Source organism: Microbacterium sp. AG1240 (assembly GCF_003635115.1).
Lineage (GTDB): Bacteria > Actinomycetota > Actinomycetes > Actinomycetales > Microbacteriaceae > Microbacterium.
The window spans coordinates 189,719-214,480 of record NZ_RBXJ01000004.1 but is presented as its reverse complement, the minus strand read 5'-3'; the positions used below and the strand labels follow the sequence as shown (position 1 = coordinate 214,480).

Genomic DNA, 24,762 nt, shown 5'->3' with positions numbered 1-24,762 from the left:
CCCGGCCGTCAGACCGACGCGGGCTCGCGTTCCTTCAGCACGCCGGAGTCGAGCGCCGTGTACGACACCACCTTGTAGCCCTCGGACTCGAAGAACACGGTCGCCCGGTCGGCTTCGACGCTCATGACCGTCCCCTCGCCCCACTCGCGGTGCTGCACGATCTCGTCGACCGCGAGCGGAGCGTCGACCGCTTCCGCGACGGCCTCGCCGTGAAGAGCCTCGTGCCGTTCGCACCCGTCGCAGTTTCCGCACCACTGCGGGCCCTCGACACCGAAGTAGTCGAGCAGAACCCGACGGCGGCAGTGCGAGGTCTCGGCGTAGGCGCGCATCATCGACAGCCGCGATTCGGCGACGCGTTCTCTCGACGCGAGCGTCGACTTCACCGCTCGCACCACCGCATCGATGCGGCGGTCTGTCGTTGCCCTGACCCCCGACGCCGTGTCGACCAGGCCGGCATCGACGAGATCGTTGATGAGGCGCGATACGGTGCGCGACGGCACATCCACCGCCTTCGCGAGCTCGGAGACCTTGCTCCCCGGACCCGCCACGACCGCGGCCCAGATCGCGCGCAGCGCGGGCTTGTCGACGGAGCGCTTGGCGAAGAAGCGTCGCAGACCGAGATCTTCGGCGCGGTAATGCAGCGCACCGGTGGCCGGCTCGCCGTCGCGGCCGGCTCGTCCGACCTCCTGGTAGTAGGCGTCGAGCGACTCGGTCGTGGTGGCGTGGAGCACGAAACGCACGTCTGCGCGGTCGATCCCCATCCCGAACGCCGAGGTCGCGACGACGACGTCGAGCTGCCCCTCCCGCCAGCGGTCCTGCACCGTTCGACGCTCGGGAGCGCGCAGTCCCGCGTGATACGCGGCTACCCTGCGCCCTTCAGCCGCGATCTCGGCGGCGTACAGCTCGGTCTCCTTGCGGGTGGCGACGTAGACGAGACCGGGCGCGGTCCAGGTGCGCGCCTCCGCCACGACGGCGGCGCGCTTGTCGCCCTCGCTCTCGTGGCGGTGAACGACGAGCCGGATCTCCGGGCGGTCGACACCGTGCACCTGCACCTCGGGATCGACCATCCCCAGGCGCTCGACGATCTCCTCGCGCACGGGCCCGGAGGCGGTCGCCGTCATCGCGAGCACCGGCGGATCGCCGAGCTCGTGACGCACGTCGGCCAGGCGCAGATAATCGGGCCGGAAGTCATGACCCCACGACGAGACGCAGTGCGCCTCGTCGACGACGAGCAGCGAGACCCCGGCGGCGGCGAGCCGGGCGACGTTCTCGTCCTTCGCCAGCTGCTCGGGAGCGAGCAGCACGTACAGCGGGCCGCCCTGGTCCACGCGCTCCCAGGCGCGCGCCTGAGCAGCCTCCCCCAGGGAGGCGTTGATCGCGACCGCGGCCGGAGCGGCGGGAGCGGCGTGGATCGACGCGAGCTGGTCGGCCTGAAGGGCGACGAGCGGCGACACCACGACGACGACACCACCGCGCTGCGCTCCGGCGATCTGGTACACGGCCGACTTGCCGCCGCCGGTGGCGAGCACGACGAGAGTGTCGCGCCCCGCGACCGACGCCTCGATCGCTTCACGCTGACCCGGGAGGAGCGTCTCCCAGCCGAAGACCTCGCGGGCGACGCGATCGATGGATGCTGTGGAAGGACGGGAGGAGCTCACGATCGGACGCTAACAATCCCGATCCTGCGATCCGTACCGCTTGACAGCGCCATCCCGGGCGCTCGGACGATCGCGACACCGGTGGAATCGGTCGAGTTCGGTGAGTCTGCGGAGGAAAGTGCACCGGACCCGCCCGATTTCACCGACGTCGCTCGGCGCGCGTGCCTGCGCGCTCGGGGGATCCTGCGGACCGCGAGTCCCCCAGCGTCGGCGCGATCTCATGCATTCGGACGAACTTTCGCGTTCGCTTTTCCTCGCACCCCGAGCAGGTATACATCGTCCACGCGCGTCCTCGCTGGCCTGGCAGCCCATGACCACCTCCCGGCAGGGGACATCGCGCCGGAGACGGGCTTGATGTGCGTTAAGTACGGGAGTCGAATCACTTTCACGGGCACGGCCGGTGTCAGTACTTGACAAAACGCATTTATACATGTTGCATCGATCCAGTAAACCGTGCACCTCACGGACCGATGCGCATCCGACAAGGAAGTCAGGAGAGAGTCATGAGAACGACAGTTCACACCGCTCGCGTCTCCGCGCGTAGGGGTCTCGCGATGGGAGCAGCCGTCGCACTGGCGGCCGGCGCGCTCACCTGGGGCGCCGGCCCCGCCCCCGCGAGCGCCGACCCCACCACGTCGCCCGGCCCGCTGGCCGAAGGCGACGTCATCTACCAGGTGCTCGTCGACCGGTTCGAAGACGGCGACCCCAGCAACAACGACCAGGGCGACGGCGAGTACGACCCGTCCGACCTCGGCTTCTACCACGGCGGCGACTGGGCCGGTCTGACCGACAGGCTCGACTACATCGCCGACCTGGGCGTGACGGCGGTGTGGCTCTCGCCCGTCTCCGAGCAGCAGCCGCTCTCGCGTGATGGACAGGAGGCCAGCTACCACGGTTACTTCACGCGCGACTTCGCGACGCCGAACGAGCATTTCGGCGACCGCGCCGAGTTGCAGGAGCTCATCGACACCGCGCACGGCCTCGGGCTGAAGATGATCCTCGACGTCGTTCCGAACCATACGGCCGACTACCTCGCGGGCACATCGACGACCTATTCGCCGAGCACCTACAAGCCGGCGAGCCCGCTCGACGACGCGTCGTACTTCCATCACGCCGGCGACTGCCTCTTCAACGGTCTCGAGACGCAGACCCAGATCGAGAACTGCGACCTCGGCGGGCTCGATGACCTCGATCAGTCGAACCCGTTCGTCTCGGCGCACCTGATGAGCACCTATAAGGACTGGGTCGACATGGGCTTCGACGGCATCCGGGTCGACGCTGCGCGCTCGGTGCCGAAGCCGTGGCTCGCCGACTTCGAGGCCGAGATGGGGGTTCCCACCTTCGGAGAGGTCTTCGTCGGCGACGTCGACTACGTCTCGGAGTACCAGGACTACGAGTGGGGGGTGCTCGACTTCCCCTACTTCTTCACCGTGCGCGAGGCGTTCGCGGCAGATACCGACATGAACAAGCTCGGCGACCTCTTCGACCAGGACATCAAGTACGCGAACCCGAACCGGCTGGAGACGTTCCTCGACAACCACGATCGGGCGCGATTCCTGACGTGGGCCGATGACAACTACCAGCGGCTGCGGTCGGGGCTGACGTTCCTGCTGACCTCCCGGGGCGTGCCCGTGATCTACTACGGCACCGAGCAGGCCGACGACGGCAACGGCAACCCCTACGAGGTGCCGATCGCGAACAAAGACAACCGCAAAGACATGGAGAGCTTCGACCAGAACTCGAACCTCTACACGCACATCCAGCGGTTGACCGCGATCAAGGCCGCCTACCCGGCTCTGCAGGTCGGAACGCAGCGCGAGATGTGGTCCGACACCTCCGTCTACGGGTTCTCGCGGCGCGTCGACAGCACGGGCGCCGAGGCCATCACCCTCTCGTCGAACTCGTGGGCGACGCAGACGCGCACCGTGCCGCTGCGCGCCGAGAGCTCGATCACGGTCGGGACGACGCTGACGAACCTCATGAACACGAGCGACACGGTGACCGTGACCGCCGGCGGGGTCACGGGAAAGCAGATCACCGTCGCTCTTGGCGAGCACGAGAGCAAGGTGTACGCACCCGGAACCCCGGTGTCGGCCTACAGCCCCGAGGCGCGCAACACCACGAAGATCCGCGTGCACTACGACGTGGGCCTCGGACACAGCATCGCGATCCGTGGCGACGAGTACCCGTTCACCTGGACCTCCGGCCGGGGCGCTCGCAACGTCGCGTCCGATGTCTGGGAGTTCGAGGTCGAGCGCATCCCCGACGGTGAGACCTTCCAGTTCAAGCCTCTGATCGATGACGTCACGTGGTCGACCGGCGGGAACTTCACCGGGACGGGCGGCGATGTGATCGACATCTATCCCACCTTCTGACCCCCACCCCCGGGCGGCGCCGGCCTGTCGGACGCCGCCCGGGGCCCCATCGAAAGGATGCTTGTGAGCCACACCATCGAACGCCCCTCCCCCCTCGACACGGCCGGGCGCGGCTTCTCCTGGCGTGACGCGGTCGTCTACCAGGTCTACCTGCGGTCGTTCCGCGACGCGAACGGCGACGGGATCGGCGACCTCGGCGGCCTGAGCCAGGGTCTCGACGCGATCGCGGCACTCGGCTGCGACGCCATCTGGCTGAACCCCTGCTACGCCTCGCCGCAGCGCGACCACGGGTACGACATCGCCGACTACCTGATGATCGACCCGGCGTACGGCACCCTCGAGGAGTTCGACGCGGTGGTTCGACGAGCGCACGAGCTCGGGCTGCGCGTGCTCATGGACATGGTCGCGAACCACTGCTCGTCCGATCACGCCTGGTTCCAGGCGGCGTTGGCCGCCGAGCCCGGCAGCGACGAGCGGGCGCGCTTCATCTTCCGCGACGGCCTCGGCCCCGACGGCGAGCTGCCACCGAACAACTGGGACAGCGTGTTCGGCGGTCTCGCCTGGACCCGCGTCACCGAGCGCGACGGACGCCCCGGGCAGTGGTATCTGCACTCCTTCGATGCGAGCCAGCCCGACTTCGACTGGCGGCACCCCGCGGTGGCCGAGCACTTCGAGAAGGTGCTGCGATTCTGGTTCGAGCGAGGGGTCGACGGCTTCCGCATCGACGTCGCCCACGGCCACTTCAAAGATGCGGCCCTGCCCGACCATCCGGGTGGTCGCGGGCCCGACGCCGGCCACAACCACGGCATGTGGGATCAGCCGGAGGTGCACGACCTCTACCGCTCGTGGAGAGCGCTCGGCCGCTGCTATGAGCCGGAGAAGTACTTCGTCGGCGAGATCTGGGTGCCCTCCCCCGAACGCCTGGCCGACTATCTCCGACCCGACGAGCTCCACAATGCGTTCTCGTTCGATCTGCTCGTGCAGCCGTGGCAGGCCGACCGCTTCCGAAAGGCCATCGACACCGGGCTCACCGTCGGGCGCGGGTGGCCGGCCTGGACCCTGGCCAACCACGACGTGCACCGCGCGGTCACCCGCTACGGCCAGGAGCAGCCACTCGACGAGGCCCTGCCGACCGACATGATCGCCGCGGCGCGACGCCGGGGCCCGGCCGACCTCGATCGCGGTCTTCGCCGCGCCCGGGCGGCAGCCGCCCTCGCCCTGGCTCTGCCCGGCTCGATGTACCTCTATCAGGGTGAAGAACTCGGGCTCCCCGAGGTTCTCGACCTGCCGGATGCTGCGCGCCAAGACCCCATCTGGACCCGCTCGAACGGCACCGAGCTCGGGCGCGATGGATGCCGCATCCCCCTTCCCTGGACGCGGGAGGGCGTCACCTTCGGATTCAGCGACGCAGAGGCCGACGCGACCTGGCTCCCCCAGCCCGCCTGGTTCGGCGCCTTCGCGCGGTCGACACAGGCCGCAGATCCCGACTCGATGCTCTCGCTGCACCGCGATCTCCTCGCCACGCGCCGCGCCCACCTGAGCGGATCAGAGCCGCTCGTCTGGCTCGCGACCGCAGACGACGAGGTGCTCGCCTTCCGTCGCGGGAATGTCGTCGTCGTCACGAACTTCGGCGCCGCACCCTTCACCCCGCCGTCGGCCTGGGGCGCCATCGCGCCGCTCCTCGCCTCTCAGCCGCTGGCGGACTCGGCGACGGTGCCACCGGAAGCGACCGTGTGGTCGACACTGCACCGCGTCGGCGCAGCCTGAGCATGTATACATTCCCGTTCTTATCTTCGAACCCGAACAGCAAGGAGAAACCCATGAAACGCAGGTCCACCGCCGCCGTCGTCATCGGAGCCGTCGGCGCGCTCATCCTCTCGGGATGCGCCGCGAACGGCGCACCCGGCGACGAACCCGTCGAGGTGGCCGTCTGGCATTACTGGGACGGCACCAACGCCGACGCGTTCGACGCGATGGTCGACACCTACAACGCCTCGCAGTCCGAGGTGAAGATCAGCGCGTCGAACGTGCCGAACTCCGACTTCCTCACGAAGCTGCGAGCCTCCGCGACGTCCGACACCCTGCCCGACATCGCCATCGGCGATCTCGTGTGGGTGCCCCAGATCGCCGAGATCGGCACGCTGGCCGATCTGAAGGGCCGCATCCCCGACGACACCCTCTCCGACGTCAACGACGCGCTGACCTCGTTCGGCACGATCGACGGCAAGCAGGTCTCGGTGCCGGTCTCGGCGAACAACCTCGGCTACATGTACAACAAGACCCTCTTCGCAGAGGCCGGGCTCGACCCCGAGAATCCCCCGACGACGTGGGACGAGCTGAAGAAGGCCGGCCAGGCGATCCTCGACCAGACCGGCAAGCCCGGCTACGACCTGTATACGCAGGCCGGGGACAGCGGCGAGGGCCTGACCTGGAACTTCCAGGTCAACCTCTGGCAGACGGGCGGCGAGTTCCTCACCCCCGACAACTCCGCCGCGGCCTTCAACACGCCCGAGGGCGCGAAAGCCCTGCAGTACTGGGTCGACCTCATCGATTCGGGTGTGAGTCCGTATGCGAAGTGGGGCGAGTTCGAGAAGGGGCAGGGCGGTTCCGCTCAGGAGGGCTCGTGGATGGTCGGCATCTGGGCGGCCGACCCGCCGTTCGAGTTCGGCACCGCGCAGGTTCCCTACCCGAGCGACGGCGAACCGGCCACGAACCTCGGCGGCGAGCAGGCCATGGTGTTCGAGAACTCCGATGCCGAGGCTGACGCCGCCGCCGAATTCCTCTCGTGGTTCCTCGAGGCCGACCAGGTGACCGAGTGGAGCAAGAAGACCGGGATGCTGCCGGTGCTCGACTCCGTCGCGACGGGCTCGGAGTACCTCGAGTGGGTGGAGTCGACCGAACCCCGTCTCCGGCCCTACGTCGAGCAGATGGCGAATGCCCACGCCCGCCCGAACACCCCGCTCTATCCGACGGTGTCGCTCGCGTTCGCACAGGAGATCGAGAAAGCGCTCGCCGGCGAAGCGTCCGTCGACGACGCGCTCGACGCCGCCGAGCGGGCGGTCAACGCCGTCTTGAAGAACGGTTGAGCGGACGATCGTGACATCGGTACCCACCCGGATCCGCCCGGCGCAGTTCGCGTCGGGCGGGTCCGCCCCCGCACGGCGCCGCAGAGGTGATCGCGAGCAGATCGTCACCGCGCTGCTGTTCCTCGTTCCGGCGCTCGTGATCCTCGGGGTGTTCGTCGTCTACCCCATCATCAGCGCCGGCTATACGAGCCTCACCTCGTGGAACGGCTTCGACCCCGTCAAGGAGTTCATCGGACTCGACAACTACGTGCGGCTCGTGCAAGACCCCGCGTTCTGGAACAGCCTGCTCGTCACCGTGGTCTACGCGACCGGCGTGTGTCTGCTGTCGGTCGCCACGGGGCTCGCCGTCGCACTGCTGCTCGACGCTCCGATGCGAGGGCGCGGCTTCTATCGCAGCATCTACTTCCTTCCCGCGGTCACCTCGTCGGTCGCCGCGGCGATCGTGTGGAAGTACATGCTCGACCCCGCCGGTTTCGTGAACGCCCTGCTCGCACAGGTCGGCATCGCGGGCCCCGACTGGCTGCAGGAACGGTGGCTCGCGCTCGGTGCGCTGACCGCGCTGACCGTGTGGAAGAACGTCGGCTTCAACGCCGTGCTCTACCTCACGGCGCTGCAGGCACTGCCTCCGGCCGTCTACGAGGCGGCGCAGCTCGACGGGGCGAACGCGTGGCGGCGCCTGCGTCACATGACGATCCCCCTCCTCGCCCCGATGACGTTCTTCGTCGTCGTGCAGGCGCTCATCACGAGCTTCCAGGCGTTCGATCTCGTCTATGTCCTCACCGAGGGCGGACCGCGGGGCGGCACCGATGTGCTCGGAATGTTCATGTACCGCACGGCTTTCCGCCTGGGCGATTTCGGATACGGGACGGCCATCGCATTCGTGACGCTCCTGCTCGTGCTCGGTGTGACCCTCGTGCAGTGGCGGGCCAGCGGCTCGGGACGGAGCGACCGATGAGACGACCGCTGGCCCTCCGCCTCGGGCGCCACGCCCTCCTGATCGCCGGTGCGGCGCTCGTCGTCGTGCCGTTCCTCTGGATGTTCACGACATCGCTGCTGAGCCGTGCGGAGACCTACACGAACACGTCGGTCATCCCCACGTCGTGGAACTGGGAGAACTACCTGACCGCGTGGGAGGCCGCACCCTTCGGCCAGTACTACCTGAACAGCGTCGTGATGGCGGTCGGGATCGTCTCGAGCCACCTCGTCTTCGACGCCATGGCCGCCTACGCCTTCGCGCGGTTGACCTTCCCGTTCCGCAACGCGATCTTCGTCGTGCTGCTCGCCGCGCTGATGGTGCCGACCTTCGTGACGATCATCCCGGCGTACACGATCGTCGCCGACCTCGGCTGGATCGACACCTACGCGGCCCTGATCGTCCCGCGCATGGCCGATGTGTTCGGCATCATCCTCCTGCGTCAGTTCTTCGTATCGATCCCGCAGGAGCTCGAAGACGCGGCGCGCATCGACGGCTGCAGCCGCGTCGGCACCTTCCTGCGCATCATCGTGCCGCTCTCGCGCCCCGCGTTCGCGACGCTCGCGATCTTCAGCTTCCTCTTCGCATGGAACGACTTCCTCTGGCCGCTGCTGGTGACGAACACCGACGAGGTGCGCACGATCCAGATCGGTTTGTCGTCGTTCGTCGGCCGGTACGGCACGAGCTGGAACTACCTGATGGCGGGCACTCTGACGGCGACGATCCCCAGCATCCTCGTCTTCCTCTTCTTCCAACGCGCCCTCGTGCGCGGCATCACCACCTCCGGACTGAAGGACTGATATTCCGTGACCGTTCCCGACTGGCTCGCCGATGCCGTCTTCTACCAGATCTTCCCCGAGCGCTTCGCAAACGCCGACCCCTCGCTCGACCCTGACGACGTGGTGCCGTGGGGCTCGACGCCGACGCCCGACAATTTCTTCGGCGGCGACCTGCAGGGCATCATCGACCACCTCGACCACATCGTCGCGCTGGGGGCGAACGCGCTCTACCTGACACCGATCTTCGAGGCCGACACGAACCACCGCTACGACGCCACCGACTACTTCTCGATCGATCACCGGCTCGGCACGCTCGAGACCTTCCGCGCACTGATCGCGGAATGTCATGCGCGAGGCATCCGCGTCGTGCTCGACGCCGTGCTCAACCACTGCGGCAACGGCCATTGGGCCTTCGAAGACGTCGTCGAGAACGAGGCCGACTCGGCCTATGTGAACTGGTTCTCGGTCGAGGGGTTTCCCGTCACCGCGCACCCGACGCCGAATTACCGCACCTGTTCGGGCTGCTACTACCTGCCGAAGTGGAACGCGTACAACCCCGACGTACGCCACCACCACCTCGACGTCGCGCGGTACTGGATCGACCAGGGCATCGACGGGTGGCGCCTCGACGTGCCGTACTTCATCAACCACGCGTTCTGGCGCGAGTTCCGCACCGCGGTGAAGGACAAGAGCGACGACCTCTACATCGTCGCCGAAGAGTGGCGCTCACCCGTCGAATGGCTGCAGGGAGATACCGCCGACGGCACCATGAACTACACCGCCCGCGACCTCATTCTGGGCTTCACCGCCGACCGCGACACCGACGCCTACGCGCTCGCCGCCGGCCTGAACGCGCTGCAGGCCGAGATTCCCGCGGGTTTCCATCGGGGCATGCTCAACCTGCTTGGAAGTCACGACACCGAACGGGTGCTCACCCGGCACGGGGATGACATCGAGGCGGCGCTGCTCTCGTATGCCCTGCTGTTCTCCCTGGAGGGAGCCCCGATGGTCTACTACGGCGACGAGGTCGGACTCACCGGCGACAACGACCCCGGGTGCCGGGGCACGATGCCGTGGGACGAGGAGACGTGGAACACACGGCTCCTCGACGGCATCCGCACCTTCGCAGCGTTCCGCGCGCAGCATCCCGCGATGCGGCGGGGGCGCCAGACCGCCGTCGCCCTCGACGCCGACACGATCGCGATCGTGCGGGCGGGCGAGCACGAACGGGCCGCGGTGATCGTGCATCGCGGCGAGGGGACGACCGTCGACGTGGCGGCGGTGCCCGAGCTCGCTGGGCTCGAAGAGGACGTCATCGTGCTCGGTCGGCGCGACACGGCGTCGCTCGGAGGTTCTGCGTGACAGGCCGGCGGGTGACCATGCAGGAGGTCGCCGACCTCGCCGGAGTGTCGAAATCGGCGGTCTCGCTGGCGTTCAACGATCCACGCAAGCTCTCCGACTCCACGCTGCGGAACATCCGCGCGGCGGCGAACGAACTCGGGTACGCGCAGGATCCGGCGGCACGGATGCTGCGCACACGGCGCACCGACAGCCTCGCGCTCCTCCTGCCGCAGCAGTTGGACAACGTGCTGCAGAACCCGTACTACACGCAGTTCCTGCAGGGCATCGGCCAGACGTGTCACCGTGAGGGCTTCACCCTCCTGCTCGCTCCGCCACTCCGGGGCTCGATGCTGCGAGCGATCCCGTACGCCGCCGTGGACGGCTTCATCGTCTCGGGGTTGGAGTACGACCGAGGGGAGGTCACGGCGCTCAGGCACCGCCGCATCCCGTTCGTGCTCGTCGACAGCGAGTGGCACGACGACGTTCCGAGCGTCGAGATCGACGACGGGCAGGGCACTGCCGAAGTCGTCGACTACCTCCTCGGCCTCGGCCACCGCAGGATCGCCTTCGTCGCCTTCGAGACGGGCGTCGAGGGCGGGTACGGAGCGTGGCGCGGGCCCGTGCGCCGGCGTATGGACGGCGTGCGCCGGAGCCTCGGCGAGGTGGGCCTCTCGACCCACGACCCGGGCATCACGGTGCTCGAGGTGGCGTGCACCCGCGCGGGCGGAACGGAGGCGTTCCGGCGGCTCTGGTCGGAGGCAGACCCGCCGACGGCGATCGTCGCGTTCAGCGACATCATCGCCTTCGGCGTGCTCGACGCCGCTCGCTCCGCCGGGGTCGACGTGCCCGGCGCGCTCTCGGTGACCGGGTTTGACGACCTCGCCGAAGCGAGTTGGACGGCGCCGAGTCTCACGACCGTGCGGCAACCCATCGCGACCAAGGGCCGCCTCGCGGCGGAGTACCTCGTCGAGGCGATCGCGACCGACGAGCCCGCCGAGATCCGCCACCAACGGCTGCCCACCTCGCTGCTCGTGCGCGCCTCCACGGCTCGGGCAGCGTAGCGGCCGCCCTTCGTGTCGTCGGTGGAATCGGGCGAGGTCGGTGCGTGTCAGCGATCATGCGCACCGATTCCGCCCGATCTCACCGACGTCGCTCGAGGCGGATGCGCGCCTAGGGTGGCGGGATGACCACCGTCACCTATGCCGAGGTCGGCGCCACCGCGGGCGAACTGCCCGCGGGGTACCACCACGTCCGGCTGACGCGTGTCATCGGCCACGGACGAGAGGTCTTCGATCGCGCCTCCGACGACCTGTTCGCCGGTCTCGTGCAGCGACGGGCCGGTGCCCGCATCCGGCTCTCCGACGTGCCGCTCCGCGAGGGCACGCGCGTGCGCATGCTCGTGAGCGTCGGGCCGCTCTCGTTCCGCATTCCGTGCCTCGTCGTGTGGGCGGAACGGAGCGCGACCTCGGCCGGCTACGCCTACGGCACCCTGCCCGGTCACCCCGAGCGCGGAGAGGAGCGGTTCGCGCTGCATCTCGCGCCGTCCGGTGAGGTGACCTTCACGATCACCGCGTTCTCGGCACCCGGCCGCTGGTTCGCCCTCCTGGGCGGCCCGCTCGCGCGCCTCGTACAGTCGCGGATGACGCGTCGCTACCTGGCCGCACTGTGAACCCTCGTCGATCTCGCCGCGTTCGCCGGAGAGCACCGTGGAACCACAACATCCACCTGCACGGCATCGTGACCGCCGCCGTCCCCCGCGGCGCGAGGTCAGCGCTCGACGTGGGCACCGGCGACGGTCTGCTCGCGCGCGAGCTTCGTGACGCCGTGCCCGACGTCACCGCCGTCGACATCGACGCCGAGGTGCTCGCCCGTGCGGCCGTGGGTCGTCCCGACATCGTGTGGGTGCCGGGCGACATCATGCAGCTCGATGTCGAGCGACCCTTCGATGTCGTGGCCTCCGTGGCGACCATCCACCACCTTCCCGACATGGCCGCCGGCCTGTCGCGACTCCGAGACCTCACGGCACCGGGCGGCGTTCTCGTGATCATCGGCCTGGCCCGAGCGTCCTCACCCGGCGACCACCTGCGCGGCGTGATCGGCGCACTCCAGCACCGGTGGTACGCACGCCGCAGAACGCTGTGGGAGCACTCCGCTCCGACCGTCTGGCCCCCGCCGCACACCTACAACGAGGTTCGTCGTTGCGCCACCGAGATCCTTCCGGGCGTGCTCTGGCGACAGCATCCGATGTGGCGATACTCGCTCGTGTGGCGGAACGCGCCCTCTCAGGATGCGGCATCCGACTTCATCTCGGGACACACCCCGCCCGGGTCGGTGGCGAGCTCGTAGTGCCACCGCTCGTTCGCGTAGGTCTGGCAGATGCCGTAGCGGGAGCCGTTCGTCATGAGCCAGAACTGCGCATCGATGGGGCCGATGTCGATGCCGTCGCCGGTGACGTGGGTGGAGCGGTCCGGGCTCGCGACGTACTGGCGAGCGACCTCCTCGCTCGCGTAGAGCTCGATCGCATCCTGAAGCAGCCATTCCTGGTACTCGACGCTCCGCCATCCGCTCATCACCCGGAAGGAGAGGCCGTCGTACGCCGCATCTGCTTCGGCGGCGCGCATCGCATCGCGCAGGTCGGGGTCGAGGCGGGCGATCGCGGGCACCTCGTCGTCGAGGGTCACGGTCTCGCCTTCGGCGATGAGGCCGTCTTCTGCCGTCGGTGAGAACGGCACGAGCTTGGTGAAGGGCGCGACAGCCTCCGAGAACGTGCCGGTGACCGCGACACCGATGACGGCGGCGGTGAGAGTCGCCGCGATCACCCCGGCGACGACGAAGGCGACCCGGCGCCTCCGCGCGGACGAACGACGGACGGGAGTGGCGGGAGCGGGAGCGGGAGCATCGAGCGTGAGCATGATGCCCATCCCACGCGGGCCGATGTTGTCGCGCCGTACGCGCGAAACGATACGACCGCGATACGTGCCCCGCTCTACGCTGAAAACATGCGCGTGCTGATCGTCGAGGACGAGCTCTATCTCGCCGAAGCGATCCGCGACGGGCTGCGCCTCGAGGCCATCGCGGCCGACATCGCCGGCGACGGCGACACCGCCCTCGAGCAGCTCGCCGTCAACACCTACGACGTGGTCGTGCTCGACCGCGACATCCCCGGGCCGAACGGCGACGAGATCGCGCGGCGCTTGGCAGCCGAACCCGCCTCGCCCCGCGTGCTCATGCTCACGGCGGCCGACCGCCTCGACGACAAGGCGACGGGGTTCGAGAGCGGCGCCGACGACTACCTCACCAAGCCCTTCGCGCTGCGCGAGCTCGTGCTGCGGCTGCGCGCGCTCGGCCGGCGGCCCGCAGCATCCACGCCTCCCGTGATCGAGGTGTCGGGAGTGCGGCTCGACCGGTTCCGGCGCGAGGTGTTCCGAGACGGGCACTACGTGAACCTCACGCGTAAGCAGTTCGCCGTGCTCGACGTTCTCATGACAGCCGGGGGCGGGGTCGTGAGCGCGGAAGACCTGCTCGAACGGGCGTGGGACGAGAACGCCGATCCGTTCACCAACGCCGTCCGCATCACCATCTCGACCCTGCGCAAGCGTCTCGGAGAGCCGTGGGTCATCGAGACGGTGCCCGGCGTCGGTTACCGCATGACGGTATGACGACGCCACCGCCCTTCCCCACAGAAGGTGCGGTGGCGCCGAGTCGAGAGAGTCAGACCGCGACGGCGATGACACCCGTGATGATCAGGGTCAGCAGCGTCGTCCAGAGCACGATCGCCACGCCCTGCCAGAGCAGCACCCGCGCCTTGGGCACGCCCGACCCGACCAGCGCCGCGGCGGTGAAGTGGGTCGGCAGCAGCAGCGGCCCGAGCAGGCTCACGCCGACCACGCCGTAGCGGTGGAACGCTCTCTGGAACTTCTCCCGGCGCGCCGAGGCCGGCTTGGCGGGCTTCGATTTCGTGAGCGCGGCGCGGATCCGCGCCCCCAGCAACACGACGATGGCGACGGCGACGAAGTTGCCGAGAGCACCGGCGGTGGCGCCGATCACCGGGTTGATGCCGCCGATGATGCCGATGGATGCTGCGCCCTCGCCCTCGATGAAGGGCACCGCACCGGCGACGAAGACGATGAGGGGCTGCGCCCATTCCGGAAGCTGCGCGATGAGGTTCTGAAATCCGAGGATGAGGTCGGCGACGGGGTTCATGGGGAGCCTTTCCGTGGGGATGCCCTGTGCGAGCGGCGGTGATTCCATCCCATCCGCGACGCCCCGCCGCCGGCAGTGTCGTCGTGTCACGTCCGGCCGGGAGGATGCGTCCACCGACCCATGACGAATGTCACGACCCTGCGGCCGGACGGCACGGGGCACCCACGGCTGGCTACCGTGGAGACATGACCACGCCGACGAGTGCCCCCGACCGCGGTGCGCGCATCGGCGACCGCGCGCTCGGCCGTGGCGTCACCGCGACCTGGTGGTACACCGCGACCGCGCTCGTCTTCTTCCAGGTCATCACCCCGCTGTCGTGGGTCGCATGGATCGCGCTCCGATACGACGACACCGCCGGGCGGGTGGAGCTGGGGCTGTGGCTGGGCCTTGCAGCGACGATCCTCGCGGTCGGCGGTCTCGCCGTGCTGCTGCGCGAGTATCGGCCGAGCGCGATCGCGCAACACGACGGGGAACGTCGCGCACTCCGCCTCGGCGAGCTGGTCGGCCTCGTCATCATGCTCGTGGCCGCGTGTCTGCTGGGGGTGGCCACCGGAACATGGCTGGCCGGGGTCGGTGTCGTCGCCGGGGCACTCAGCGCGCGCGCCTGGCCGAGCGGCATCCGGTGGCGCGTGGTCACGGGACTCACCGTCGTTCTCATCGCGCTGTGGATCGTCGAGGCGCCGGCGCTGTCGACGCGATCCGACCTCTACGTTCCGGCGCTGTTCACGACCCTGCTGCCCGCCACCTTCGCCTCGTCGATGTGGTGGTGGGTGATCGTGCTCGAACTCGACCGGGCCCGGCAGGCAGAAAGCGCACTGGCCGCGACGCGTGAGCGACTGCGCCTCGCGAACGACGTGCACGATCTGCAGGGTCACCACCTGCAGGTGATCGCGCTGCAGCTCGAGCTCGCCGAACGTCTGCTGGAACGCGACGACCCCGCGGGCGCGGCCCGCGAGATCGCGCGGGCACGCGCCGCGGTCGACGACGCGCGCCAGGGCACACGCGACCTCGCATCGCAGTTCCGAGGCGTGCCTCTGCCCGACGAGCTCGAGAACGCGGCGGACCTGCTGCGGTCCGCGGGGCTGGAGGTGGCCACAAACGTCGACACCGACGTCGGACGCATCGACGCGCTCGGACCGATCGTGCGGGAGAGCGTCACGAACGTGCTCAAGCACGGCGGCGGACGGCACGCGTCGCTGTCGCTCGTGCGGAACGCCGACCGGTGGGTGTACCGGATCGCGAACGACGACCCCGGCGACAACGACACCGGGTGGGGATCGGGGCTCGACGGCATGACGACACGCGCCGAAGCGGTGGGCGGCGAGGTGCGCGTCTCTCGCGAGGGCACGACGTTCGCGCTGACCGTATCGCTGCCGGCCGACGCAGCATCCGTCGATCTGGAGGAGCTCGCATGATCCGCGTTCTGATCGCCGACGACGAAGACATGATCCGCACGGCTCTGGCGTCGCTCCTGCGACTCGAAGACGACCTGGAGGTCGTGGCGGAGTGCCGCACCGGAACCGACGCGGTCGCCGAGGCACTGCGCGTCGAGCCCGACGTGTGCCTCCTCGACCTCGAGATGCCCGGGCTCGACGGCGTGGAGGTCGCGGAGCGACTGCGCGGCAAGAGCGCCGCCCGGTGCATCGTGGTGACCCGGCACGCCCGGCCCGGAGTGCTGCGGCGCGCGCTGCAGGCCGGAGTCGAGGGGTTCGTGCCGAAGTCGCGCCGCGCGGAGGAGGTCGCCGAGATCATCCGGCGCGTCGCGTCAGGACGCCGCTACGTCGACCCCGAGATCGCCGCCGACGCCCTCGCCGACGAGCGCAGCCCGCTCACCGACCGCGAACTCGACGTGCTCCGAGCCGGCCGGCGCGGCGAGACGATCGCGCAGATCGCCGCGAGCGTGCACCTCTCCCCCGGCACCGTGCGCAACCACGTGTCGTCGGCCCTCGGCAAGCTCTCGGTGGCCACGCGCCAGCAGGCGACCGTGGTGGCGCAGGAACGCGGCTGGATCTGAGCGGCATACGTCGGCGATACGGGCATCGACCTAGGCTGATCGCATGCCGGTGACCGGAGCGGGCCCCTCTCGCGCCCGGGGTCTCTCGCTTCAGGCGAAGCTCGCCCTGAGCTATGCCGGGTTCCTCATCGTCGCCGGCATCGCCCTGTTCGTCGTCGGGTTCCTGCTGCTGCGGTACGTACCCGACGGCAACCTCTACCGCCCGACGGGTGAGTACGTGCCCAACCGCGGCGACCTGATCGACGTCTTCGTCAAGTACGCGTGGTGGGCGCTGGCGGGCCTCGTCGTCTTCGGGTTGATCGGCGGTTGGGTTCTCGCCGGGCTCGTGCTGCGCCCGCTGGGAAGGATCGCGGATGCTGCGCGCCGCGTGCGCGACGGACGATTCGACCAGCGCGTCGCCCTCCCCGGACGACGTGACGAGCTCACCGACCTGGCCGACGCGCTCGACACGATGCTCGACCGGGTGGAGCACACGATCGCCGAGGAACGGCGTTTCGCCGCGAACGCCTCCCACGAGCTGCGCACGCCGCACGCGATCATCCGCACGATGGTCGAGGTCGGCCAGGCCGACCCGGCGGGGCGGGACGTCGACGTGCTGCTCCAGCGCATCGGCTCCACCAACGACCGGGCGATCGCGACGACCGAGGCGCTCCTCACCCTCGCCCGCGTCGGCCGGGGCGCGCTCTCGATCGAGACGATCGACCTCGCGGCGGTCGCCTCGATCGCGCTGGAAGACGTGCAGGCAGAGGCGGAGGCGCGCAGCATCCGCGGTCAGGTGTCGCTGCCACCCGCCGAGATCGCGGCGAATCCAGCCCTGATCGGTCAGCTCGCGGCGAACCTGCTGCACAACGCGATCGTGCACAACGAGCCCGGCGGCTGGGTGAGGCTGACGGTGACGCCGGGCGACCGATGGGCGGCGCTGACCGTGGAGAACAGCGGCGCCGTCCTCGACCCCGCGGTCGCCGCGACGCTGACGGAGCCGTTCGTGCGCGGCGCCGGACGCACACGCAGCGAGTCGGGGCACCAGGGCACGGGCCTCGGCCTCGCGATCGTGGCGTCGATCGTGCGCGCCCACGACGGGGCGCTCGACGTGACGGCGCGCCCCGAGGGCGGTCTGCTCGTGCGCGTCGTGCTGCCGCGCTGAGGCGGCGTGCCCGTCTGAGCCGTCTGCGGTTCAGAATCCAGGAAGAACGGCGCTGCAGTGGCCCGCGCGGCGCCACGGGACGGGTTTCGTCCTGCGTTCTGCGCACGAACCGCCGCTCAGGGCGACCGGCTGCTCGCGACGGAGCGCTGCCGGGTTACTGGACGGTGGCGGTCAAGCGAGCGACGTTGTCGAGCACCTGCACCGGCACGCGGCGCTGCAACCACTCCTCGAGCAGCACCTCCTTCGAGCGCGACCGGTAGTCGTCCTCGATGTGGCGGAGGTCGTCGACGAATTCGCGGCCGTGGACGAGCAGCGACACCTCGAAGTTGAGGCTGAAGGAGCGCATGTCCATGTTGCTCGACCCGATGACGGCGACCTGGTCGTCGACCGTGAAGTGCTTCGAGTGCAGCACGATCGGCTTCTCGTAGAGGAAGATCCGCACGCCCGCTCGCAGCAGCGCCTCGTAGTACGACCGCTGCGCGTGGTAGACGAGGAACTGGTCGGCCACCTCGCACGCAAACAGCTGCACGTCGACTCCGCGCTCGGCGGCCGTCGTGATGGCGTAGAGCATCGAGTCGTCGGGCACGAAGTACGGGCTCGCGATGATGAGTCTCTTCTGCGCCGAGTAGACGAGCGCGTTGAAGAGCTTGAGGTTGTTCTCGCCGTCGAATCCGGGGCCGCTCGGCACCACCTGGCACTCGAACGTGCCGGGGTCGCTGTGGTCGACGGTCATCTCGTCGACGTCGGACACATCCGGAAGCTCGTCCGTTTCGCTGTACCAGTCGGTGATGAAGAGCGCATCGAGACCGATGGCCGCCGGTCCTTCCAGCCGCACCATGAGGTCAACCCACTGCAGGCCGCGGCGGATGTTGCCCTTCTTGTTGTAGCTGCTGTCGATCATGTTCTGCGAACCGGTGAAGGCGATCTTGCCGTCCACCACGACGATCTTGCGGTGATTGCGCAGATCGGGGCGGCGCCACATGCCCTTCGTGGGGTGGAAGGGCAGCATCTCCTCGAAACGGATGCTGTTCTCCTCCAGCCAGCGTCGGGTGTTGCGACCCTCGGGGTTTGTGATCGTCGCCCAGTGGTCGAACAGCACGCGCACCTGCACGCCGCGCTCCCTGGCGCGCTTCAGCGCGTCGAAGAAGCCGGTCGTCGTCTTGTCGCGCGCGAGGATGTAGAACTCCACGTGCACGTACCGGCGTGCCGCGTCGACAGCATCCGTCATCGCCGCGATCGAGCCCTCGTAGTGCGGGTACAGACGCGCGGCGTTGCCCTCGAGCAGAGGCATCGCGCCGAGGGTGCGGTTCAGCTGGGCGACCGACGCGAACCACGGCGGGCGCGGGTCGTCGGCGATCTCTTCGTCGATCCCCTGCGTGTGCTCGAGGATCAGGTCGTTGATCTCGCGCTGACGAGTGCGCCGGTCGCGCGGGAGCTTCGAGCTCCCGAAGAGGCCGAACAGCAGGCTGCCCGGGATCGGCGCGATGAAGATCGCCATCAGCCACGCCATGGCAGACGTGGGACGCCGGTTGCGGGGCACGGCGATGACGGCGACGACGCGGATCACGATGTCGACCACCAAGACGACCGGTGAGAGCGTCTTGACCAGGGCCGGGATCCGGGAGACGAGGGCGCGCCAGTTCATCTGCTGATCCTTTCAGTCCTGGGGGGCGCCGTGCACACGTTTACGCGATCCGCCGCTCCCCCGGCCGGATCACGCGCCACCACTGGTGGCCGTACCCGCCGAGTTCGACGTCGAATCCGCCCTCGTCCAGCGTCACCGGTGCGGGGTCGTCGCCGAGCAGGCTGACGACGCGCCAGCCTTCATCGGCGCCCAAGACGTCGATGCGGAACGTGCGTCCGTCGGGCGCGAAGTTGTGCGCCGCGACGAGCATCCCGAGTTCGCTCGTCACCGAATGCGCGAGCACGCAGGAGTGCGGCTGGTCGAGGATCGCCAGCTCGCCCCAACCGATCTCGGGGGCGGCCCGATACGTGCGGATCAGCTCCTGCACGAAGCGCAGGAACGACCCGGGGTCGTGCCGCTGCTGCGAGACGTTGATGTGCTGCGGAGCGAACCCGCCCGCCACGACCTGCGCGACCATGTCGTCGGGGTCGGCGTCGGAGAAGCCTGCTCCGGCAGCATCCGTCCACTGCATCGGGGTTCGCACCGCGGCGCGGCTGCCCGTGACGCGGGGATCTTCTCCCATACCGATCTCCTCGCCGTAGTAGAGCACGGGGGCTCCCGGCAGCGAGAAGATCAGGCTGTAGACCATGCGGATGCGGCGTGGATCGCCCTCGAGCATCGATGGCAGGCGACGGGTGATCCCCCGATCGTGGATGCGCTGCCCCTTCTCGGGCGCGAAAGCCTCGAAGACCTCGTCGCGCTCGTCGGCGCTCAGTTGATCGAGAGTGAGCTCGTCGTGGTTGCGCACGAAGTTGCCCCACTGGTTGCCGAGGGCGATCGCGGGGCGGGAGAGCAGTGCGTCGCGCAGGGGCGCCGCATCCTGTCGCGCCAGCGCCAGGTAGAGCCGCTGGTTGGCGACGAAGTCGAACTGCATGGTGAGCTCGTCGCCGTCCGAGTCGCCGAAGAAGGCGAGCTGCTCGTCGTAGGGCAAATTGACTTCGCCGAGCAGCATCGCCGCCCCGCGCCGCCGCGAGACGTAGCCGCGCAGGGTGCGGAGGTACTCGTGCTCGGGACCGCCGTCGCCGTCGATGAGGAACGGCACGGCGTCGACGCGGAATCCGTCGATGCCCAGCTCGAGCCAGAAGCCGAGCACCTTCGCGATCTCTTCGCGCACTTCGGGGTGATCGGTGGCCAGGTCGGGCTGGTGCCGGTAGAACGAATGCTTGTAGTACTGCCCGGCCGTCTCGTCGAACCGCCACACGCCGTCTTCGGCATCGGGGAACATGCTCGCGGGCGCATCGTCGGGCACGTCGTCGCGCCACTGGTAGAAGTGGCGGTAGCGGCTGTCGGGGCTCGTGCGAGCCTCCTGGAACCACGGATGCTGGTCGGACGTGTGGTTCACGACGAGGTCGACGATCACACGCATGCCGCGGTCGTGGGCGGTGCGGAGCACCTCGACCATGTCGCCGAGGGTTCCGTAGCGCGGGTCGACGCCGTAGTAGTCCTGGATGTCGTAGCCGTTGTCGCGCTGCGGAGACGGGTAGAACGGCGCGAGCCAGAGACACGTGACGCCGAGCTCGGCGAGATGGTCGAGGCGCTGCGCGAGTCCGCGCAGGTCTCCCACTCCGTCGTCGTCGGTGTCGAGGTAGGTCTTGACGTCGAGGTTGTAGAAGACCGCGGTCTTCCACCACAGGTCGCTGGTGTCGGTGAGTCTCATCGCACGGCCTCCGGTCGGAGGTCGGGTGCGCGGAACGGGGTGGTCGTCATCGGAGCCCTCTCGGTGGGACGGTGGCGGCTGGTCCCTCCGTTCTACCGCGCCGACCTGGGCGGGTCGCAGGGGTGGCGGGTCTCGATGATGTATGGGCTCACCGCCGCGCGCGGTGCGGGATGCGGGCCACGATCGCGCCGGCTATGCGCGGAACCGTGACGACGGCGACGCCGACGACAGCGCCGAGTGTGTTCCAGAAGACGTCGTCGAGGTCTGGGACCCTCCCCGGAATCGACGCCTGGGCGTACTCCACCGCCGCCGACAGGCCGAAGCCCGCCACGACCGCGAGCGGCCACGCGCGGCGATGCAGCAGGAGGGCGATCGTCGCACCGAGAGGCACGAACAGCAGCGCGTTGAGCACGCGCTCGGCGTCGCCGTAGGGGATGGCATCGACGAGCGGGGCGAGCGAAGCATCCATCAGTCGCATGAACTGCCCGCGCGCGGGCGACACGACCGACCTCGGGGCGAGCGTGAGCAGGGCGACCATTCCCACCGCGAGCGCGGCGGCGAAGAGGCGGATGCTGCGGGTGGTGGCAGCGGTCATCGAAGCGGCCCTTTCCGCCGACCTCGGGCAGGCCGGCGTGACGAGTCCACCCGCTGCGATGTTGCGGGAGCGTATGCGTTCGAGTCGCACGCGAGTTGCCGCGAATGGGGCGCACGACCCCTGGGGAAGCCCCGCATTGCGGCAACTCATGTTCGCGGGAGTACGGTGCGAGCATGAGCGAACGCGCGATCACGAAGCACTGGACGCCCCGGGCGTTCATCTACCTCGCACTCTCGGTCGTCGGACTGGTGTGGACCTTCGCGCTGAACGTCTGGACGGTCGTCGAAGGACGCAATTATTTCGCCGACCTGTTCGGGGGCGGCCCGGCGGTGTCGTCGATCGGCGTAGACCTGCTGGTCGTCGCGATCGCGGGGGTGGTGCTGATCTTCGCCGAGGCCCGGCGGCTCCGCATGAAGCGCGCGTGGCTGTACGTGGTGCTCTCGGCGGTGACGGCATTCGCCTTCACGTTCCCGCTTTTCCTCGCGATGCGGGAGCGCAAGATCGCGGCGCGCGAGGCCGGCGACGGCTGATCCGGCCACGCATCTGTCAGCTGCGGTCGCGACCCGACTGCAGCAGCCGAGCGAGCGCCCCAGCATCGACGAACGGCGACATGTGGAACCAGTCTTCGTGCACCGCGAAACGCGCACCCGGAATACGCGCCGCCATTTCACGCATCGCGTCGGGCGTCGAGACGGCGTCGTGTCCGGCGGCGACGACATTCACGGGTATCCGAAGCGCCGGCGTCACAGCGGAGCTGTCGTAGACCGCTATCGCCGCGAGCGCCCGGGACCAGTCGACGAAGGATGCTGCGCGGAGCTCGCTCCGCGCGAGCTCGACGATGTTGGCGTCACCGGCGAGCTCAGCCGCGGAGAACCAGCGCGCCAGGCTCGCCTCGACGGTGGGGACGCCGGTGCCGGAGGCGACGGCATCCGCCACGGCGCCGAACGCGGGGAACGGCGTATCGCGGCTGCACAGGATCGTGAGCGAGCGCACCCGCTCAGGTGCGGCGAGCGCCACCTCCAGGGCCACCTGTCCGCCGAACGAGTGGCCGACGACGTCGAGGTCACCGTCGAATCGAGCGGCGAGGTCGTGTGCGAGGCGGCGCTGCGGATCGCTCCCCGCGGGCACCGTCCGGCAGTCGGGCGTGAGCACGGCAGCCTGCCCTAGGGCGCGCGCGGTTTCGGCCCACACGGCCGGACCGAGCGGAGTCCCGTGCAGGAGCAGCCAGCGCCGCCGGGGGTGGTCCGCCGTCGCGTTCATGACGCCAACGTAGCGGGGGCGTCGCCGAGGGTGTCCGTTCCTGCCGGGGGTGCCCGAAAAAGCGAGCACTCTTGGCGGAAACGGGCACGGTCGACGCAGACGAGGCGCGCGCCAAAGGGAACACCCCGCCGCGCGGGCCGGTTGTCGAGAAGACAGCCCCAACGAAGGAGAAGCGAATGAGCAAGCGCTGGAACGACGTCCGCCCCTACTTCGAGCGCGACCAGGTCGTGCACGTGGCCACGCTGCTCCCCGACGGAGCGCCGCACACCGTTCCGGTGTGGATCGGCGTGGAGGGCGACCGCCTCACGATGTTCACCATGGCCGACTCCCGCAAAGACCGCGACCTGCAGGTCGATCCGCGTCTCGCGGTGTCGGTGACCAACCCCGCGAATCCGCTCGATTCGGCGTTCGTGCGCGGACGCGTGGTCGAACGGATCACCGGTGACGACGCACTGCCGATCGTCGACCGGATCTCCGAGAAGTACACCGGCGCCCCGTACGACGTGCGCGCCGGACTGACCGCGTTCTACATCGAACCCGAGGTCAGCTGGGCGCGCGACTACTCCGGCGAGTAGAGCTCAGACCTCGGCCGAGCCCGTCCGCTCGTCGGTGACCACCTCGCGGTCGGCGTAGGGGCCCGATCCCTCGGGAGCGACGAAGACCTCGTCGGGATCGGGCTCGCCCCCGTGGTCGGGAGAACCCTCGGGCGCGGGCGGCAGGTTCTCGAGCTCACCCCCGGCGAGCTGCTCGAGGTCGGCCTGCGTGGCGTCACCGTCGGACGAAGGGCGGATGCTGCTGCTGTCGCTCATCGTGAATCCTTTCGACTGCACCCAGCATGCCGAGCGCGCTCCCGTGCGAGAGAGGGTCGACAGGGGCCGCCGCATGTGCCAGCGCCTCAGACGAGCGCGCGCGTACTGCCCCGCCACTGCACGTCGGCGGGTACGAGGCGTTCGACCAGATCGGGAACCGCGCCGCTCACGCGCTGCTCGAGCAGTTCGAAGAGCCTCTCCCCCAGCGCGGCGGGTTGCAGATCGACCGCGGAGATGGCGGGAACGAGCGACTGTGCACGCGTGCTGTCGGTCGTGGCGAGCAGCTGCACGTCGTCGGGAATGCTGAGGCCCACGGCGGCCACCGCATCGAGCACCGCGGTGAGCGCCGGCTCTACGGCCAGATAGATCGTGTCCACCCCGTCGCGGCATGCGTCCGACACCACCCGTGCAGCCTGTGCGGCATCGAAAGGCAGCGGCAGCACGGCGGTGGTCGTCGCGACGTCGGGGTGCGCATCGCTCCATGCGTCGTAGGCCTGCGCCACATCCGTCATGTAGTTCTGCCCGGTGTCGGCGATCAACATCAGAGACCGGCGCATCCCCCGCTCATACAGACCGTCGAGCGCGACCCGCGTGATCTCCGACTTGTCGTTGTCGACGACCCACTCATCCGTGGCGTCGCTCAACACGTCTCGACCGAGCGTCACGTGGGGCACACCCCGCTCTTCGAGCAGACGCAGCAGCGGGTCGTTCGGTCCCGGGTCGATGACCGCGACGCCGTCCACGGGCAGCACGCCGATCGCGCCCGACACCGACGAACCCGACAGCATCACCGGGTAGCGATCGCTCCCGAGCGCGACATCGCAGAACGCGCGCTCGCATCGCACGAGGAAGTCGAGATCGCCCACGCTCCACGACGTCGAGTCGGGCACGGTGGCGACGAGCCCCACGAGTCCGGTGCGGGCGCCCCGCATGTGCAGCGCACTGACGTTCGCCCGGTATGCGAGCCGGGTGGATGCTTCGGCGACGCGAGCGCGCGTCGCCTCGCTGATGCGACCGGCGCCGCGGAGCGCCTGCGAGACAGTGCTCATCGACAGCCCGGTATCGAGGGCGATGTCGCGCAGCGTCGCCCGGTCGCGAGGTGCGGTGTCTTTCGCTGGGGAGGAGGCCACCCGGTGATCCTATGCGTCGCGGCACACACGACGGCGGCGAGGGCTGCCGACCGC

General features: G+C 69.2%; 24 protein-coding genes. 15 read left to right on the top strand and 9 right to left on the bottom strand.

What is annotated here, in order from left to right:
* Positions 1-8 precede the first annotated feature (8 nt).
* A complete protein-coding gene (locus DEU34_RS15925; RefSeq protein ID WP_259460209.1) occupies positions 9-1,658 on the bottom strand; it encodes a RecQ family ATP-dependent DNA helicase in 1,650 nt (549 codons plus the stop codon).
* Between the two features lie 503 nt (positions 1,659-2,161).
* On the opposite strand from DEU34_RS15925, the gene DEU34_RS15920 reads away from it, so the two are divergent.
* From DEU34_RS15920 to DEU34_RS15880, 9 genes are all read left to right on the top strand, one after another.
* The gene (locus DEU34_RS15920) at positions 2,162-4,033 is read left to right on the top strand and encodes an alpha-amylase family glycosyl hydrolase (RefSeq protein WP_183042528.1); all 1,872 of its coding nucleotides are present in this window, start codon (positions 2,162-2,164) and stop codon (positions 4,031-4,033) included.
* 57 nt (positions 4,034-4,090) lie between these two features.
* Complete coding sequence (locus tag DEU34_RS15915) at positions 4,091-5,800, top strand: glycoside hydrolase family 13 protein (RefSeq protein WP_121151995.1); 1,710 nt, start codon at positions 4,091-4,093, stop codon at positions 5,798-5,800.
* Between the two features lie 53 nt (positions 5,801-5,853).
* Complete coding sequence (locus tag DEU34_RS15910; RefSeq protein ID WP_121151993.1) at positions 5,854-7,119, top strand: ABC transporter substrate-binding protein; 1,266 nt, start codon at positions 5,854-5,856, stop codon at positions 7,117-7,119.
* Between the two features lie 10 nt (positions 7,120-7,129).
* On the top strand, positions 7,130-8,074 hold the full coding sequence (locus tag DEU34_RS15905; protein WP_121151991.1) for a carbohydrate ABC transporter permease: 945 nt from the start codon (positions 7,130-7,132) through the stop codon (positions 8,072-8,074).
* The gene (locus DEU34_RS15900) at positions 8,071-8,892 is read left to right on the top strand and encodes a carbohydrate ABC transporter permease (RefSeq protein ID WP_121151989.1); all 822 of its coding nucleotides are present in this window, start codon (positions 8,071-8,073) and stop codon (positions 8,890-8,892) included. Before DEU34_RS15905 ends, DEU34_RS15900 begins: the two co-directional genes overlap by 4 nt.
* A gap of 6 nt (positions 8,893-8,898) precedes the next feature.
* A complete protein-coding gene (locus DEU34_RS15895) occupies positions 8,899-10,233 on the top strand; it encodes a glycoside hydrolase family 13 protein (RefSeq protein WP_121151987.1) in 1,335 nt (444 codons plus the stop codon).
* Between the two features lie 17 nt (positions 10,234-10,250).
* A complete protein-coding gene (locus tag DEU34_RS15890; protein WP_121151985.1) occupies positions 10,251-11,273 on the top strand; it encodes a LacI family DNA-binding transcriptional regulator in 1,023 nt (340 codons plus the stop codon).
* A gap of 122 nt (positions 11,274-11,395) precedes the next feature.
* On the top strand, positions 11,396-11,881 hold the full coding sequence (locus DEU34_RS15885) for a DUF1990 family protein (protein WP_121151983.1): 486 nt from the start codon (positions 11,396-11,398) through the stop codon (positions 11,879-11,881).
* A gap of 68 nt (positions 11,882-11,949) precedes the next feature.
* A complete protein-coding gene (locus DEU34_RS15880; RefSeq protein WP_259460207.1) occupies positions 11,950-12,558 on the top strand; it encodes a trans-aconitate 2-methyltransferase in 609 nt (202 codons plus the stop codon).
* On the opposite strand, the gene DEU34_RS15875 is transcribed toward DEU34_RS15880, so the two are convergent.
* Positions 12,495-13,124: a M15 family metallopeptidase gene (locus tag DEU34_RS15875; protein WP_121152076.1), complete on the bottom strand. Its 630-nt coding sequence runs from the start codon at positions 13,122-13,124 to the stop codon at positions 12,495-12,497. The genes DEU34_RS15880 and DEU34_RS15875 overlap by 64 nt on opposite strands.
* A gap of 87 nt (positions 13,125-13,211) precedes the next feature.
* Between DEU34_RS15875 and DEU34_RS15870 the strand changes: the two genes are divergently transcribed.
* A complete protein-coding gene (locus DEU34_RS15870; protein ID WP_121151979.1) occupies positions 13,212-13,871 on the top strand; it encodes a response regulator transcription factor in 660 nt (219 codons plus the stop codon).
* Positions 13,872-13,923: 52 nt separating this feature from the next.
* Here DEU34_RS15870 and DEU34_RS15865 read toward each other — a convergent pair whose 3' ends face one another.
* Entirely contained in the window at positions 13,924-14,415 is a 492-nt protein-coding gene (locus tag DEU34_RS15865; RefSeq protein WP_121151977.1) for a small multidrug efflux protein, read from the bottom strand.
* A 185-nt stretch (positions 14,416-14,600) separates the two neighbouring features.
* Here DEU34_RS15865 and DEU34_RS15860 point away from each other — a divergent pair, with 185 nt between their 5' ends.
* From DEU34_RS15860 to DEU34_RS15850, 3 genes are read left to right on the top strand one after another with little or no spacing between them, the layout of a single operon-like run.
* Entirely contained in the window at positions 14,601-15,830 is a 1,230-nt protein-coding gene (locus DEU34_RS15860; protein WP_183042527.1) for a sensor histidine kinase, read from the top strand.
* Positions 15,827-16,429, top strand: coding sequence for a DNA-binding response regulator (locus tag DEU34_RS15855; RefSeq protein WP_121151973.1), 603 nt, complete (start codon positions 15,827-15,829; stop codon positions 16,427-16,429). The genes DEU34_RS15860 and DEU34_RS15855 overlap by 4 nt, the downstream gene beginning before the upstream one ends.
* Positions 16,430-16,472: 43 nt before the next feature.
* Positions 16,473-17,573 carry a HAMP domain-containing sensor histidine kinase gene (locus tag DEU34_RS15850; protein WP_121151971.1) on the top strand — a complete coding sequence of 367 codons (1,101 nt, stop codon included), beginning with the start codon at positions 16,473-16,475 and terminating at the stop codon, positions 17,571-17,573.
* A gap of 154 nt (positions 17,574-17,727) precedes the next feature.
* Here the strand turns inward: DEU34_RS15850 and cls are convergent, their stop codons facing one another.
* The 3 genes from cls to DEU34_RS15835 form a co-directional block, all read right to left on the bottom strand.
* A complete protein-coding gene (gene cls / locus DEU34_RS15845; RefSeq protein WP_121151969.1) occupies positions 17,728-19,218 on the bottom strand; it encodes a cardiolipin synthase in 1,491 nt (496 codons plus the stop codon).
* Positions 19,219-19,258: 40 nt separating this feature from the next.
* A complete protein-coding gene (locus DEU34_RS15840; protein ID WP_121151966.1) occupies positions 19,259-20,914 on the bottom strand; it encodes an alpha-amylase family protein in 1,656 nt (551 codons plus the stop codon).
* Positions 20,915-21,062: 148 nt separating this feature from the next.
* Complete coding sequence (locus DEU34_RS15835; protein WP_121151964.1) at positions 21,063-21,509, bottom strand: VanZ family protein; 447 nt, start codon at positions 21,507-21,509, stop codon at positions 21,063-21,065.
* A gap of 173 nt (positions 21,510-21,682) precedes the next feature.
* Here DEU34_RS15835 and DEU34_RS15830 point away from each other — a divergent pair, with 173 nt between their 5' ends.
* The gene (locus DEU34_RS15830) at positions 21,683-22,039 is read left to right on the top strand and encodes a DUF2834 domain-containing protein (RefSeq protein ID WP_183042526.1); all 357 of its coding nucleotides are present in this window, start codon (positions 21,683-21,685) and stop codon (positions 22,037-22,039) included.
* Between the two features lie 16 nt (positions 22,040-22,055).
* On the opposite strand, the gene DEU34_RS15825 is transcribed toward DEU34_RS15830, so the two are convergent.
* The gene (locus DEU34_RS15825) at positions 22,056-22,769 is read right to left on the bottom strand and encodes an alpha/beta fold hydrolase (protein ID WP_121151962.1); all 714 of its coding nucleotides are present in this window, start codon (positions 22,767-22,769) and stop codon (positions 22,056-22,058) included.
* 176 nt (positions 22,770-22,945) lie between these two features.
* Here DEU34_RS15825 and DEU34_RS15820 point away from each other — a divergent pair, with 176 nt between their 5' ends.
* Positions 22,946-23,344 carry a pyridoxamine 5'-phosphate oxidase family protein gene (locus tag DEU34_RS15820; protein ID WP_121151961.1) on the top strand — a complete coding sequence of 133 codons (399 nt, stop codon included), beginning with the start codon at positions 22,946-22,948 and terminating at the stop codon, positions 23,342-23,344.
* A 3-nt stretch (positions 23,345-23,347) separates the two neighbouring features.
* Here the strand turns inward: DEU34_RS15820 and DEU34_RS15815 are convergent, their stop codons facing one another.
* Both DEU34_RS15815 and DEU34_RS15810 read right to left on the bottom strand, forming a co-directional pair.
* On the bottom strand, positions 23,348-23,578 hold the full coding sequence (locus tag DEU34_RS15815) for a hypothetical protein (protein ID WP_121151959.1): 231 nt from the start codon (positions 23,576-23,578) through the stop codon (positions 23,348-23,350).
* A gap of 86 nt (positions 23,579-23,664) precedes the next feature.
* A complete protein-coding gene (locus DEU34_RS15810; protein ID WP_121151958.1) occupies positions 23,665-24,708 on the bottom strand; it encodes a LacI family DNA-binding transcriptional regulator in 1,044 nt (347 codons plus the stop codon).
* Positions 24,709-24,762: the final 54 nt, after the last annotated feature.

Bases quoted from the DNA above. Each gene is read 5' to 3' on its own strand.
- DEU34_RS15850 (WP_121151971.1), top strand. From the start codon at position 16,473: ATGCCGGTGACCGGAGCGGGCCCCTCTCGCGCCCGGGGTCTCTCGCTT.
- DEU34_RS15865 (WP_121151977.1), bottom strand. From the start codon at position 14,415: ATGAACCCCGTCGCCGACCTCATCCTCGGATTTCAGAACCTCATCGCG.
- DEU34_RS15815 (WP_121151959.1), bottom strand. From the start codon at position 23,578: ATGAGCGACAGCAGCAGCATCCGCCCTTCGTCCGACGGTGACGCCACG.
- DEU34_RS15920 (WP_183042528.1), top strand. From the start codon at position 2,162: ATGAGAACGACAGTTCACACCGCTCGCGTCTCCGCGCGTAGGGGTCTC.
- DEU34_RS15825 (WP_121151962.1), bottom strand. From the start codon at position 22,769: ATGAACGCGACGGCGGACCACCCCCGGCGGCGCTGGCTGCTCCTGCAC.
- DEU34_RS15830 (WP_183042526.1), top strand. From the start codon at position 21,683: ATGAGCGAACGCGCGATCACGAAGCACTGGACGCCCCGGGCGTTCATC.
- DEU34_RS15840 (WP_121151966.1), bottom strand. From the start codon at position 20,914: ATGAGACTCACCGACACCAGCGACCTGTGGTGGAAGACCGCGGTCTTC.
- DEU34_RS15870 (WP_121151979.1), top strand. From the start codon at position 13,212: ATGCGCGTGCTGATCGTCGAGGACGAGCTCTATCTCGCCGAAGCGATC.
- DEU34_RS15855 (WP_121151973.1), top strand. From the start codon at position 15,827: ATGATCCGCGTTCTGATCGCCGACGACGAAGACATGATCCGCACGGCT.
- cls (WP_121151969.1), bottom strand. From the start codon at position 19,218: ATGAACTGGCGCGCCCTCGTCTCCCGGATCCCGGCCCTGGTCAAGACG.
- DEU34_RS15890 (WP_121151985.1), top strand. From the start codon at position 10,251: ATGCAGGAGGTCGCCGACCTCGCCGGAGTGTCGAAATCGGCGGTCTCG.
- DEU34_RS15860 (WP_183042527.1), top strand. From the start codon at position 14,601: ATGACCACGCCGACGAGTGCCCCCGACCGCGGTGCGCGCATCGGCGAC.
- DEU34_RS15875 (WP_121152076.1), bottom strand. From the start codon at position 13,124: ATGCTCACGCTCGATGCTCCCGCTCCCGCTCCCGCCACTCCCGTCCGT.
- DEU34_RS15885 (WP_121151983.1), top strand. From the start codon at position 11,396: ATGACCACCGTCACCTATGCCGAGGTCGGCGCCACCGCGGGCGAACTG.
- DEU34_RS15910 (WP_121151993.1), top strand. From the start codon at position 5,854: ATGAAACGCAGGTCCACCGCCGCCGTCGTCATCGGAGCCGTCGGCGCG.
- DEU34_RS15900 (WP_121151989.1), top strand. From the start codon at position 8,071: ATGAGACGACCGCTGGCCCTCCGCCTCGGGCGCCACGCCCTCCTGATC.
- DEU34_RS15915 (WP_121151995.1), top strand. From the start codon at position 4,091: ATGCTTGTGAGCCACACCATCGAACGCCCCTCCCCCCTCGACACGGCC.
- DEU34_RS15820 (WP_121151961.1), top strand. From the start codon at position 22,946: ATGAGCAAGCGCTGGAACGACGTCCGCCCCTACTTCGAGCGCGACCAG.
- DEU34_RS15835 (WP_121151964.1), bottom strand. From the start codon at position 21,509: ATGACCGCTGCCACCACCCGCAGCATCCGCCTCTTCGCCGCCGCGCTC.